This window comes from Synechococcus sp. PROS-9-1 (assembly GCF_014279775.1).
Lineage (GTDB): Bacteria > Cyanobacteriota > Cyanobacteriia > PCC-6307 > Cyanobiaceae > Synechococcus_C.
In genome coordinates this window covers 202,281-215,272 of record NZ_CP047961.1, presented here as the reverse complement: position 1 = coordinate 215,272, position 12,992 = coordinate 202,281, and the positions used below count along the sequence as shown (strand labels likewise).

The 12,992-nt window shown below is 41.6% G+C and carries 10 protein-coding genes; all 10 read right to left on the bottom strand.

Annotation, left to right across the window (positions count from 1 at the left end; translation table 11 throughout):
• Positions 1 to 6: 6 nt before the first annotated feature.
• On the bottom strand, positions 7 to 975 hold the full coding sequence (locus tag SynPROS91_RS00985) for a glycosyl transferase (protein WP_370586777.1): 969 nt from the start codon (positions 973 to 975) through the stop codon (positions 7 to 9).
• 11 nt (positions 976 to 986) lie between these two features.
• Positions 987 to 1,484, bottom strand: coding sequence for a hypothetical protein (locus SynPROS91_RS00980; RefSeq protein ID WP_186517642.1), 498 nt, complete (start codon positions 1,482 to 1,484; stop codon positions 987 to 989).
• A 433-nt stretch (positions 1,485 to 1,917) separates the two neighbouring features.
• The gene (locus SynPROS91_RS00975; RefSeq protein ID WP_186517640.1) at positions 1,918 to 2,721 is read right to left on the bottom strand and encodes a glycosyltransferase; all 804 of its coding nucleotides are present in this window, start codon (positions 2,719 to 2,721) and stop codon (positions 1,918 to 1,920) included.
• A 196-nt stretch (positions 2,722 to 2,917) separates the two neighbouring features.
• Entirely contained in the window at positions 2,918 to 4,030 is a 1,113-nt protein-coding gene (locus tag SynPROS91_RS00970) for a glycosyltransferase (protein ID WP_186517638.1), read from the bottom strand.
• Between the two features lie 402 nt (positions 4,031 to 4,432).
• Positions 4,433 to 5,908: a hypothetical protein gene (locus SynPROS91_RS00965; protein ID WP_186517636.1), complete on the bottom strand. Its 1,476-nt coding sequence runs from the start codon at positions 5,906 to 5,908 to the stop codon at positions 4,433 to 4,435.
• Positions 5,905 to 7,086 (bottom strand): polysaccharide pyruvyl transferase family protein, encoded by a 1,182-nt coding sequence (locus SynPROS91_RS00960; protein ID WP_186517634.1) that lies wholly within the window; start codon positions 7,084 to 7,086, stop codon positions 5,905 to 5,907. The genes SynPROS91_RS00965 and SynPROS91_RS00960 overlap by 4 nt, the downstream gene beginning before the upstream one ends.
• Positions 7,086 to 8,762 (bottom strand): ABC transporter ATP-binding protein, encoded by a 1,677-nt coding sequence (locus SynPROS91_RS00955; protein ID WP_186517632.1) that lies wholly within the window; start codon positions 8,760 to 8,762, stop codon positions 7,086 to 7,088. The genes SynPROS91_RS00960 and SynPROS91_RS00955 overlap by 1 nt, the downstream gene beginning before the upstream one ends.
• The gene (locus SynPROS91_RS00950; RefSeq protein ID WP_222929398.1) at positions 8,759 to 9,802 is read right to left on the bottom strand and encodes a glycosyltransferase family 4 protein; all 1,044 of its coding nucleotides are present in this window, start codon (positions 9,800 to 9,802) and stop codon (positions 8,759 to 8,761) included. Before SynPROS91_RS00950 ends, SynPROS91_RS00955 begins: the two co-directional genes overlap by 4 nt.
• A gap of 138 nt (positions 9,803 to 9,940) precedes the next feature.
• Positions 9,941 to 12,148 (bottom strand): N-acetylneuraminate synthase family protein, encoded by a 2,208-nt coding sequence (locus SynPROS91_RS00945; RefSeq protein ID WP_370586776.1) that lies wholly within the window; start codon positions 12,146 to 12,148, stop codon positions 9,941 to 9,943.
• Between the two features lie 88 nt (positions 12,149 to 12,236).
• Complete coding sequence (locus SynPROS91_RS00940) at positions 12,237 to 12,914, bottom strand: cytidylyltransferase domain-containing protein (protein ID WP_186517626.1); 678 nt, start codon at positions 12,912 to 12,914, stop codon at positions 12,237 to 12,239.
• Positions 12,915 to 12,992: the final 78 nt, after the last annotated feature.

Sequence of the window (12,992 nt, the reverse complement as noted above, 5' to 3'; positions counted from 1 at the left end):
TAGGTTTCAAGTACGGGATGCCACGGCAAAGGGAACGGCCACGTGTTGATCCAACCAGATTCCGATCAACAACTCAAGGGCAGCAAGGGCTATCACCCAAGGCAAACCACCCAAGAGGAGTGCGATGGAGAGCACAGCTGTAGCTACTACGTAAAGACTGGAGACGCGAGCATGGGGCCAACCGGCCTGATGGAGGCGCTGGAAGAGATGCAGGCGATGGGCATTAATTACTTGCTGCCCCGCCATCAGTCGCCGCGGCACACAAAGGCAAGCGTCGCCTAAAAGCGGTGTGGCCACTAGAAGCAAAGCGAGTGCTTCCGACCAGGTGGACGACTGCAGGACTAGCAGGGCAAACACGGCTCCCAAAAAGGTGCTGCCCACATCACCCATGAACACCTTTGCGGGGCTCCAGTTCGAGAGCAGGAACCCAAGCAAGGCGCCCACCAGGGCCCAGATGGGCCAAGGTGTAGTGAGCCGGAAGGCGGCTGCAGTCATCGCCACCGCAACGCAACCAGCCACAAGGCCATCCAGACCGTCCATGAAGTTGGTGAAGTTGATCACCGCGGTAACAGCAATCACCAACATCACCAATAGAGGCAGTAAATCGAAGGACGGAGCCACCAGGGGGCTCGCCAGAACGACCACCACGGCACTAGAAAGCTGTACGCCATAGCGCCAACTAGCGGGAAGATTGTGGCAATCGTCGAGAAAACCAACCAGGGCCAGAGGCAGCGCTAACAAGGGTGCTGCAACTAGGGGCAGAGGCGCCGAAGTTGAGCCGGAGCTAACTAACAACGCCAGAGCACTGGCAACAGAGGCGACAACGACAAAGGCCACCCCACCTCCACGGGGCGTAGGCCGGCGATGAGAGCTTCGCTCATTGGGTTGATCAAGCAGGCGACGGTGGAGGCAGGGAATCAGCACCAGGAGGAGACACCAGCTCACTGCAGCGGAAAAAACAATCGAAAGAAACACTGGTAAGACCATCAAGCCAAAGGAAGCACAGGAAAGGGTTGAGGTGCCCTGCCCAGTAGCTGATGGGCGGGAGTAAAACCGGAAAGATTTGCACCCATACGAAGCACGGCTTCAAAAGCCTTAGGTGAACGCAAGAGCAGTGGCGCAAGAAGTAAGAAAAACAGACGATTAGGTATCGGCAACAACCGACAACGCCGGGCTGGATCACCAGAGAGCTGGGCCTTTTGAAGACGACTGATCATCTCTGTGTAAGTGAGCGTGCTGTCGCCACCGACTGCAATCCGCTCCGGCAAAGAAGGATCAAAATCAGCGCCCTTGAGTTGCTGGGCCAAGTGCAGAGCCACAGCGGCCAGTTGAGTCGAATGGATCGGTTGGCGCAATCCAGTCTCGGCAGGGAGCGGCAATACAGGCAAACGACACAGCTGCTGTAGCAGGCGACTGAGATTGCGATCGCCGTAAACACCGACCTTTCCATAGATCAGGGTTGGCTGCAAAATTGCAAATGGCATTTCAATTCGCTTGCAGGTCTCAATTAAAAGCTGCTCTGAACTATTAAGTCGAGCTACCAGTTCACGATCGAAACGATTAGCGGCAAAACGCTTGGTAATAACAGATGACGATGAACATGCCACTAAACTTTTCACATTTGCAAGGTGCTTTGAATGGTTATTGGCGAGATGCTCAAGAAACGGAGCTAATAACCAGATAGGCGCAAAACAAACCCAGGCGGCAGGCAAATCCAAATTTCCTGCTTGCACAAAATGCTTTGGGCAGGAAAAATCAACATAACTAGCAGTACCAAAGCCTCCATCAAGTTTAGATGGCCGACGAGAATACACATAGAGATGAGAAGCCGGATGTTCACGCGATACGGTCTGCCTGAAAGCATTTCCTGATGGAGTGGAGGCGCCAAAGACATGAAAATACATTTTGGGAAAATCGTTAACTTTGACTAAGGAGGCTGACGAAACGTCGTATGTAACGCAGCAAGAAGGGCAGCCACCATATCAAGCCAAAGGCATACTTGTAGGCCCAGCGAACCTCTTTTAGACGCCTCTTAGTTTGCGTTGCACTAACACCACAATCACTCATATACACTAAATCAAGGTCAAGGCATCGGATGCATATATTAGGCGAAATACTCAATCGAAGAAAATAATCAAGATCGGCACTAAGGCGGAATCCAGAGGTGTAATATCCAAGAATCTTACGTGCACCAACACCAAAGAGAGTTGCCTGATGTGGAGGGGTAGCGCCCAACAACAAAGCAAGACGATATGAAGATGCATCCAGACAACATTCCGGATGAAAAGAAGTGGATCGTTTAACATATTTACTTGCTAAATTCACATACCGACCACGGCATACAATGAGATCAGGCTGTGCCGTTAGAGAGCTCGAGCTGTGAACTGCCTCAAAAACTTCTGCAAAAATAGTAGAAGAAGCTGCCCAGTCATCAGAACCCCAGAACAAAAGCCACTCAACAGACTGATGCGCAGCAGCAGTAAAACCCTGATTCATAGCACCAAATATGCCGGGAGAATTAGGGTCTTGTGGAATCCAGCTGAAACGTGAATCAGACAAACAACATTGGCTTAACCACTCACGATGTTCAGCAGAAGAGGGTCCATCGATAAACAAGACACGCCACCCAGACCACGATTGCTCACACAATGAAGTACAAAGTCTTGGCAATAAACCAAAGGAATCAAGTGTTGGAACAACAATTAGCAAGGGAGTAGTCATTAGATAAATAGGCAAAGAGTCGAGTTTTCATGAGAACCTTGAAAATTGTGTACTTATCAGCAAATCACAGCTAAACCTCAGGAACGGAGTAGTACAGAAAAAATTACGATCCAGGCATCACAGATCGCTGAAAACTTGATGCTGGTGAAATGACTTTGGAGAAGGGTGGGCGTGGGTTAGTGCAGATCGAAACTTGTTAATTTGAATCAAACATAATCGAATAATTGTAAGCAACATTATTCCAGCTAAGGGACAAAGCAAAATGGTGTGCTTTACAAAGCATAGAGTGGCGAGCAGAAGGCGTCAAAGCGCAACTATTGGCCAGAGCTAAAGTGATGTCATCTGGAGAACCGGAAGAAGCATAAATAATTGTATCCCCAGCAAACTCCCTCACAGAAGAAATATTTACAGCAACAACCGGTACTGACAACGCCATTGCCTCAAGTACAGTCATGCCGAAACCTTCATAGATCGAAGGATGCAAGAAAATATCACAACTAACAATACAATCAGCCAATTCACTTCTAGACAAAGGATTGAGATGTTCCCAATTTAATCCTTCTTTAGATAACAAGGATAATTCAGATTTATTGAGACTTGGACCTCCTACAATCTTGATAACAACAGATACATTGAGCTGTTTGCTGAGTTGCCCAACAGCAACAACCATTGATCTGAAGTTTTTATAATAACCACGCAAGCCAATATAACATATTGATATAATTAGCTTATTGATTTCACGAGTCGCAATAGCATGCAGTCTGCTATTACCGACACGTAAATAATGCTTATCAACTCCATTGCCAACCACGATTTTCAGCTGATTCGAACGCATTCGTGAAAGAGGAAAGTAGCGGTTCAACTCTGAAAGAGAGGCCAGTGATACTACTGCAATTTTGGATGCAAAAGTAAAGCATATTTGTCTCAATACAAAAAGAGCAATATTATTAGGTCGAAAAAACCGAAAGAAGAAACGCTCTTGAGCAGCATCATGAAAAGTATATGATACATTTTTGCAATACAACAACAAAGACGGATTGTAATAAGTTGCATGAACATAGGCAACTTTATTGCTGGACAGACATGCAGCCAGTTCTTGATATTGAATTATGCTTACTTTTGGAAGAGAACGAAGTCTCTCAAAGGAGGGATTAAGAATCGCTTTAGGATAACTTTTTTTGGGTATAATTATATCAACTTTTATGAAATATACTTTTACCAGAAGTTCGATAACTGAAAAAAAATGGTTAGATATGCCCCCATACCGTTGCATATAGAATATTTCGCCGTGAAAAACAATTTTTTTCATATAAGAAGTTTTATTGTCGCAAGAAGAATAAGGGTGCGTGTAATTAACTTTACAGAGTTTGCCGTATTGGAAATTGCGATTTAATTGCACATTCTAGTTAAAATATTACTGAAAATCAAGCGGATGAGCAGAGAGCTTACACATCTATAGACAAGGCAAGTAATTAACGCAACCTTAACATTATTCATCTGCTTGATCAGTGCAACACCATACAATGCATAATCTTAAATATCTACAAATCTTGATGCTACGGAAGGTAATATTGGAAAGAAAATACTTGCCAAACATAGCTTAGGAACTTGGAAAAGAATAGTACTATAAATAATGAAATCAAAGAAAGTATTGTCAAAGGTAGGAGCATAGGTCAACCATCAAAAAGTTAAATTTATCATGAAATATATACTAAGACCACTTGTTGTGCATAATTGCTTTACTACGACGTAATATATCTCGAATTTTTTGCTTAAGGGTCAGTGAAGAAGAATGATACTCAAAAATTTCGTAGTATAATTTTACGACAGCCGATAAGATTCGCCATATACGAGGAGGCAAAATCTCTAATAAATCAACCCTAGCTAGACCATTATCAATAGAAAAAGAAGGTAGTGGATCATTATAAAGATTAATATAAGCCGCCCACATCATGGAATTTACTTTTGAAGGCACAGTAAACTCATATTTATTTATGATAAAATTCGCAGCCTTTAAGCCTGATGAGAATTCGTCACCCAATTTCATGCCACAATACAATGAAGGACCTATCAATAAAGTTGACTTTTCTATATACGCAGATTCTAAAATAATAGAAGAGCAGAAACCAACAACAATTTCTGCCGCATCAAGCAGAGCATAAGTATCTAAGTCATCGAGAGGATTGGCAAGGTAAACATTCTTATACTCAGCAAGTAAATTGTATCTTTGAAGCGCAGTAGGATGCATTTGAGCCATATTGGGATGCAATCTTATGCAAATCTTATAATCCAAATCAGCTTTTAACAGTTCGTTGCAAAACATGGAAAGCTCTGAAACTTGATCAACACATTTATAAATACTTTCATCCACTAAAAATCTATATTCATCATCAGAACTTGGATAAACCGCTATGATCCTTGTATTTTTTATCTCTTTTGGCAGGAATCCTCTCTTTTGGCCAGCAGTAAATGATTTCTCATAGGTTCGTTTACCAGACCTTCTTTTCAAAAAGAATTCATGAGCGCAATTTACATGGTTTAAATTCTTAGGATCATAGAAATTCAACGCTTTTTCTTGATTAGCTTGTATACTATGAAGACTTGTATTGTAGAAATAATACTGAGAGGCCGATCTATTTACGTCGTAAACAAAATAATCTATACCCATAGCCTGTGCAGCACTAACTATCGCAGCAGAATCAAAAAATCTACCATTAAATACTCCTACAACTGAAATATTCTCTAATTGAATTGCTCTGATAGCATTCTCATAAATCAGTTGATAACTTTGAATAAGATATGGAAAACGTATTTGCCAAGTATGAGGTAGCTGATCAAAATCAGTAACTCTAAAACGCGATGCTAACGATGACATTACAGACAGGTAAGCTGATTTATTTCTATCATTTAGGTCGACTGACGCAAAAGAGAAATTCGAAACGGACCTCCTAAAATATACTTTTTTATGTGTAGGTACAAAGCGAGAGAATTGTTTTTGTCTTGATAAAGTATATATGTGCATAATTATATTTCCATATTGATTAAACTGAGACCTTATTATATGTTTACCAAACTCAAATGTCGTTATCTCATAACCCTCTGCTATAAGGCGCCTTGCATGACAAATACTAAGCTCTAAAGGTGGAGTAAATGCGACAGAAGGTAGAAAAAGGGCGGCTTTTTTCATTGTAGAATAGTGGTAAACGAATCGATAAGTTGATGTCGCAATGAATCAGCACTAATGTAAGGTACAGTGTTTTGTGTGTGTATTTGAGTATCAATATTTTTGGTTATTAATTTTATATTAGCTTGAATATCGGTTGGATCAAAGCACTGGCAAGAGGCGGGTGGAGAAGGAGCGATTAACTTCATTAATCCTTCAATCTTATGGGATGAACTTGATAAAGGGCAAATATATGTACCAGTATTGATTGCAAAGATGAGGTGGTGATAACGACCTGACAACAAAAACTTGGAGTCGGAAATAGTAGACTGAACTTTTTTGAAGTCGTTAGAATTAAATATGCCAACTTGTGCATCCGGTATGTGCTTAATATACTTACGTATCATTTGATCTTCGGGATCTTTGGCAAAAAATACAGGATTGAGGCCAGTAGTTTTCATAATTTCACATATTAAATGATAAAAAGGATCATCTTCTACTGCTCCAAAATTGCACATGGGAAGCATACTTTTAGAAATAGCGAAAGTCTTCTTTTTTCGAACATCATTGTGTACTACTAATCTTGAATCTGCATAATAAAAAACTGAATCTGGGACAACTACTGATCTTATTCCAATTGAATACAGGCACTCTGCCGAAATTGGTTCTCTAACAAAAAAATTCACACCATTATCATTCAATTTCTTCGCAATACCAGTCAATATATTATCGATACTGCTTATAGTAAAGCTTCCATTGGCAAATAATGCCCTTTTCTGATAGATTTGAACCGCATAATTAAGTATAAATAATCCCGCTAGTGCTCCAAAGTTTTTCCTATAAGTACTTCCTTCAGCATTGAATATAACAATGTCTGCCTCTTCGATTTTGTTTATTATTTCTTTTGAAAGAGCACCTCCCTGACCAGTATTCCATAGTTCAGTATAAACTTCATATTGATCAGATGTTTGAGGTATATTAAGATTAGACGGAGAAAATTTAGACAAGAATCTACTATTTTCATTGAAAAATTTCTTATTAAATACTGTAAAGTCCCATAAGTACTTGCTATGGAGTTTTGAATGAGTGAGTGTCGATACAGTCAAACCTCTTGCATTGAATATCTCAAGCAAAGCTTGAGTTGATGCTTGAAGTCCCCAATTTGAAGTGGCTCGTCCGTCATTTAGAAGAAATACTTTCATTAGGATAGTGAGATAACTTTAGTTGCAAAGTGCTTAGCATTAAAAGAGTGTGAGGTGTACACTAGTGCGGTTTTGGGTCTTTTAGTTACAAATTTGACTAATTCACTTAAACATTTAGATTCCGTTATTGAATCTAGATTTGATGTAGGTTCATCTAAAATCAGAAGCATATTTTGGCAAGTTAAACTTTTTAGGATTAAAACTCTTTGCAATTGTCCTCCAGATAAATCATGAGCAGATGACTCCAAGAATGATTGTATATTGTCATTGAAACCTATACCATCAGTAAAGACCTTAACATCTACATCATAAATACTATAAAGTTTTTGTATATATTCTACAGTTTCAGGGATTGTTCCAAAATCGATCATATCGTTAACAATGCCACTAATTAACTGCTGTTTTTGTGCCACAAGAAAAGGGAAAGATTGATTTAATGGAATTATCCTATTAAATCTAACACTGCCTTCTAAGGGTTCCAGTTTCCCTGTAAGAGTATACATTAATCTAGACTTTCCGATTCCAGATTGTGCGTCAATTAAACAAATATCGCCTTCATTTACAATAAAGTTCAATTTGCTTTTCATAAGCCTCGAATTTACAACTAATGAGCAAACTTTAAGTAAAATCCGTGGATCCAGAAATGTCTCAAATTGAACATAATCACGAACTTTATTAATCTTAAACTCGTGAAGATTAGATTCGAGCAGATTTAGAATTTCTGCGTTCGATTTTAGTAAGAAAATTGATCTAGATAGGAGCTGTACTGCACTTAGTAATTTAAATAATATATAAAATGATCCAATAAGAGCGGAAGAGGAAACAGATATAATACCAGCGTGTTGAGAAGCTACTATTACAGATATTACCAATACAATTAACAGTGATGATTCAGCAAGAGATTTTGGTAAAGAGGTAAGTAAAACTGCTTTAATCTGAATTTTTTTCAATCGATAATCGTTATTATTTAACATTTGAGAGTATTGATATGGCTTGCTTGAATACGCATCATCAAGTGATGTGGTATGCAAAAATCCAACGAGATCACCTTGAGAGTGAATAATGTCTTTCACCTTACTGCCTAACTTAACCAGTTTTTTACTCGTAAATAATGAGGTAAGTATATAACTTACTACCATTGTGATTAAAAGTATTCCTAACAATGAGATATCAACTTCATCTGTATTAAATATAGAAACAAGCAATATGCATATAAAAACTCCTGACGAAAAGATTTGAGTTGATGGGAAAAAGACTTCCCTTCCGATGAGAGGGAAATTTCCTTGGATGAAAGATGAGAGATTTTCTTTTGTTGTTTTTTTTATGCTATCTATATCTTGTTCATAAAATGATGTGCAAAAATCTTTTAAATAAGCGCATGAGACTGATGCAGAGTATCTAGCGCTAATATACAAACTATAGTTTTTCAACGCGAGGGCTGCTGCAACTGTAAGAATAAATACTGAAGGTTCGCTAAAAACATGGAAATATTGCAAGGTTGTTTTGTTATTGCCAGCAAAAAATTGACTAACTAAAAGGGGGAGAGATATAGCAAGTATAGCTTCAAATAAACTGGAAAAAAAATTTGCTACTGATGAAGCTAAAAACAATAATTTGTACTGGCCGGAATACCTAATGAAAAGCTTAAAAGCTAAACTTATGCTTGATGTACTCATTTTAACATAGCCTCTACAGACAACTTATATTGATGTTCAGACCACAATGACGAAATCTTTTGAGAAATCATACTTCTTTGTTCAGCAGACTCAGAATCTAGCAATAATTCTAATTTATGCATAATTGCAGCTAAGTCCTTCTCAGGAGATTTTTTTAAGGCATCAAAAACAAAGCCATTAATGCCATTTTTTATGATGTCGTTGGAAGCACCAACTTGCTTCGATGCAACTAGAAGGCATCCGCACGCCGCAGCTTCACAAACTACCGTAGCCCAGTGATCAAATCGACTAGGAGTTATTAATACTCTATGCCAATTCATGAGATCAGCTATTTTATCAGGCTGGGCAAAAGATAAAAGTTGAATACTTTGAAATTCTTCGATACTAAGTATTGCTTTATCCTCTTTTTCATCTGTAGAGCCTACAATTGTTAGGCCATATGTACCACCGGCTTTCTGATATAGCTTAAATGCATTAATCAGTATATCAATACCTTTTCTTGGGATAATCTGTCCAACAAATAAGAAATTTTTAGGTCGATTTCTTATTTTTACACATGTAGAATAAATTTGACTAGAGGCCCCATAATAACCCTGATAAATTTTGGAACTTGGATGCCCCAGAAATTTCATTAACTCAGAAGAATCCGTTCCAGGAACAAGACAATAATCAAATATTCTACTTAAATAAACGCGATAAGCTAACATGCCAAAAAGTTGTCTTAGTTTGTGTGTAGTTTTTATAGCCTTAATGTTGTCAATTGCTGAAGCTACTATAAGTGACCGATTAATTTTTTTTGCAATCTGCAAGTTTCGATTCCACTGATGGGAGTACCATCCAGTAACGATTATAAGGTTGTATTTGGATAACTCGCAGGGCTCAGGGATGTCTTTTATTGAACTAATCCGCCTGAGTGATTTTATTCCATCAAGATAAGTGTGAAGGTTTTCAAAAGGAACGGATGGCTGTGTATAGAAAAGATCAACATGATATTCCGGGGATTTTGCTAAAGAATTAGTGAGAGCGGAGCAGGCTGGCAAACCCTTCCAAAAAATAAGTATCTTTTTCACATTAAAAAACTATAAAAAAGCGAGAACAAGGAACTTGCTTAGAAAAAGTCTTTTTTCGTACTTGATCAGTTATTGCTTTGAAGAATAGCTTCAAAAAATAAAATGGTTTCATTTGTTTGTTGAGGCATTCTGATTGAAAGCCTCAAGCTTTTCTAATGCTATCCATGCCCCCTCCCCGCCATTTTTATGCCCCTGCCAGATCTCTGGAATAAACGAGGCATTGGGGCAGTGTTGATCTATCTGCTCGAACAATTGCATCCAATCGATATCACCTTCTCCGATCTGTAGACCTTCACCGTCCACATCCTTAGCATCCGCCAGATGCAGGTGAGCCGTGAAAGGCAGAATCTGGTCGAGGAACTGACGGAATGGGATATGCAGATGGTTGCAAGCAAGTTTTGAGTGGGATACATCTAGGCATACCCGCATGCCCTGCTCCTCACAGAACTTACGGATGAAGTCCGTGTCTACAAATAAGTTGTGGAAGCGTTGTCCGCCGAAGTGCCAGGGGAATGGGGGCATCGTTTGGGGGATAATCTCCACCTCATCAGCTGTATTGAGCTTCTGGAGACTTGCAATCAGCCTCTCGCGCAGGGGCTCACGCTCGCTGCGGCTGAGGTGATGGTGTTCTGAGAACCCCCCTAAATTGGTCACCAACAACACTGGCTCCGGGCACTGGAAGCGATTTCTCAGATCCCTTGAAATATCTATAACCCTCTGAAGTTCGGCGATCGAGTGTTCCCGATAGCTCGAGTCTTCCGTGCAGAGGTCCAAGGTGTGATCGCCGGCAAAAAGTTCAGGGGCGTGAACCACCAGTCCTATGCCCTGCCGATCCAGTAAGACTTGGTTGAGATCAACCTCGAGATCCTTGTAGCTGAGATGGATCTCGACCAGATCGAGGTTACTGACCTCGGAAAAAACTTTAATGTCGTGGTACCTAACGGGAAGACCAAACGGCTGTTTGAACTGATAGTGGCGTGGGGTGACCGCTGATGTTTCCAGATCGGATGGGAAGAACACCTCCCCTTGGGCCTTGGCCACCGGCAGGCGGCGGCCGATCAGATCCTTGAGCCGGTTCGGTTGCAGACCCTGGCCTGGGCTCTGGATGCGCACCATCGCTTCGGTGATCTCCGTATCAACCGGCACATCGAAGGCAGCCACAAGGCTTTTGGCCAGCACCTCACGGTTCATCATCTCACCCTGGCTGATGCTTCGCTCGCCGCCCTGACCCATAGATTCCTCAACTCGGCGGATGCCCTGAATCATCTGGGCGAATTCATCAGGCAGCAGACTCACCTTGTGATCGTTTCCCTCCATACCCCGGTCAATGGTGATGTGTTTTTCGATCACTGCTGCGCCCATAGCAACAGCCGCAATCGGTACCTCAATCCCCCGTTCGTGTCCGGAATAGCCCACAGGAGCATCAGTCAGTTCTCTTAAGCGGTCGAGATAGCGCAGGTTCACATCCTTGAACGGTGTGGGATAGGTGGAATTGCAGTGCAGCAAAACATAGTTCGCACCCTCCTGCTGCAGGTGACGGATACCAGAGCGGATTTCAAGCTCGCTAGCCATTCCTGTTGAGCAGATCAGCGGTTTCCCCGTGGAGGCCAACTTGCTGATCAGAGTGTGGTTTGTGAAGTCAGCGGAGGCCACCTTGAACCCCTCCATACCCCAGCCATTCAGCTTCTCTAGACTGGTCTCATCCCAGGGGGTACAAAGCGGCAAAAGCCCTTTTGAGGCGGCGTAGTCGAAACATCGGAACAATTCATCGTCACTGAGCTGGAAGCGTTCAAGCAGATCAAGCGTGTACTGAGTCCCCAAATCCGAGGCCATATTATTGCTGTTGCCTGCATTGCTATACAGCTTCGTCATGTCACGCATCTGGAACTTTGCACAGTCCGCACCTGCAGCGTGGGCCGCATCAATCAACTGAAGCGCAAAGGCAACATCGCCGTTGTGGTTGTTACCAATCTCAGCAATGACAAAACTCGGCTCGCCATCACCGATGCGACGGGAGCCCAACTGCAAACCATCCGTGGCAGGAAGAGCGACCGCCACAATCCGACCATGACTATCTAGAAGCGGCAGGGCGATGATTCGTGAGGTCAGAAGAGCGGCAAGCTCTACTGGAGACGTTCCCTCTGAAGCACTTTGGAATTCTGGGTTCATCGCCACCGTCACCGGACGATTTAATTCGATGTCACCGCAGCTGGCAATCCATCGACGGAAATCGCCGTCGGTGAAAACACCCTGCAGGATTCCAGACTCACATACTACAAATATTAATCGCGATTCATTGGCGGTGATCTTGCTCAAAGCAGATAGAATTGTGTCTTCTGCAAAAACAACGAACTTGGTGAAATTTCTCTCAATACTAATAGAATTCATGAATCAAAAAAGAAACTTACTTTAAACCAGATTTAGACATAAGGAAATGGCAATATTCAAAATCCTCAAGGGTATCAATTTCAGGAGAATGTTCGTTCATAATAACCGGCATCCACGGCTTGCAAAACCTGCTTTCGGACAAAAGAAAAGCCTCTGTATTCATTGCATAAATAGCTCCCGTTTCAATATAAGACGGCATCAAGTCTTGACGACGCTGACGGGGTTTATTGGGATCATGGTTGACGGGCAATCCATCACCTTGCCAAATAAACCCATGCCACGGAGAAACTGAAAAACTACTATTAATAAATGGATCGTCCAAAGCACTAAGAACTGTATCGATCTGCTGACTAGAAGTAAATGGGGAGGTGCACTGCAGAAAAAGCAATTGATTTGGCAATTTCACACCCTCGCTTAAGACATTAAGCGTATGCAAGAGAGCTGATTCGGAGCTAGACGTATCTCCTGCCAGCTCTTCAGGGCGAACAACTATTTCTGCCCCATAATCTCGAGCAATTGAAGCGATTAAATCATCATCAGTACTTACGACGACTCGCTCAACTCTTGAACTGCCCTTTGCTGCAGATATAGCCCTTGCAATGAGAGGAAGACCTCCTAAAATTTTACTATTCTTACCAGGGATTCCCTTAGAACCACCTCTTGCAGGAATAATTGCCAGAGCAGAAGGTCTCACATTGCTTTATTTAATTATACGCATACTACTTAAAGGCTAATCTAACAGCGCTGACCTGGAACACTTCGACTATTGGCC

Coding starts and splice junctions, on each gene's coding strand:
- SynPROS91_RS00980 (WP_186517642.1), bottom strand. CDS start 1,484: ATGCCATTTGCAATTTTGCAGCCAACCCTGATCTATGGAAAGGTCGGT.
- SynPROS91_RS00975 (WP_186517640.1), bottom strand. CDS start 2,721: ATGACTACTCCCTTGCTAATTGTTGTTCCAACACTTGATTCCTTTGGT.
- SynPROS91_RS00970 (WP_186517638.1), bottom strand. CDS start 4,030: ATGAAAAAAATTGTTTTTCACGGCGAAATATTCTATATGCAACGGTAT.
- SynPROS91_RS00965 (WP_186517636.1), bottom strand. CDS start 5,908: ATGAAAAAAGCCGCCCTTTTTCTACCTTCTGTCGCATTTACTCCACCT.
- SynPROS91_RS00960 (WP_186517634.1), bottom strand. CDS start 7,086: ATGAAAGTATTTCTTCTAAATGACGGACGAGCCACTTCAAATTGGGGA.
- SynPROS91_RS00955 (WP_186517632.1), bottom strand. CDS start 8,762: ATGAGTACATCAAGCATAAGTTTAGCTTTTAAGCTTTTCATTAGGTAT.